Consider the following 763-nt stretch of genomic DNA (forward strand, 5'->3'; position numbering starts at 1 on the left):
CAGCATTTGGAACGCTCTCCTACCATTGTTCCGAAGAACAATCCGCAGCTTCGGTGATACGTTTAGCCCCGGTACATTTTCGGCGCAGAGTCACTCGACCAGTGAGCTATTACGCACTCTTTAAATGGTGGCTGCTTCTAAGCCAACATACTGGTTGTCTGAGCAACGCCACATCCTTTTCCACTTAACGTATACTTAGGGACCTTAGCTGGCGGTCTGGGCTGTTTCCCTCTCGACCATGAACCTTATCACCCACAGTCTGACTCCCAAGGCTATGTAGCCGGCATTCGGAGTTTGACTGAATTCGGTAACCCGGTGAGGGCCCCTCGTTCAATCAGTGCTCTACCTCCGGTACACGCTCCTTGAGGCTAGCCCGAAAGCTATTTCGGAGAGAACCAGCTATATCCGTGTTCGATTGGCATTTCACCCCTACCCACGCCTCATCCCCGCATTTTTCAGCATACGTGGGTTCGGGCCTCCAGTCAGTGTTACCTGACCTTCACCCTGGGCATGGGTAGATCACACGGTTTCGGGTCTGCGACCGTATACTCAAATCGCCCTGTTCAGACTCGCTTTCGCTCAGGCTCCGTGTCTTCCACTTAACCTTGCATACGATCGCAACTCGCCGGTCCATTCTGCAAAAGGTACGCCGTCACCCATTAACGGGCTCCGACTACTTGTAGGCACACGGTTTCAGGTTCTCTTTCACTCCCCTTCCGGGGTGCTTTTCACCTTTCCCTCACGGTACTGGTTCACTATCGGT

1 rRNA gene is annotated in these 763 nt (G+C 53.2%); it reads right to left on the reverse strand.

The features are described 5' to 3' along the window. Positions 1-763 (reverse strand): 23S ribosomal RNA (locus ACFQU8_RS10195); the annotation flags it as partial.

The organism is Lentibacillus kimchii (assembly GCF_042666895.1).
GTDB classification, from domain to species: domain Bacteria; phylum Bacillota; class Bacilli; order Bacillales; family Amphibacillaceae; genus Lentibacillus; species Lentibacillus kimchii.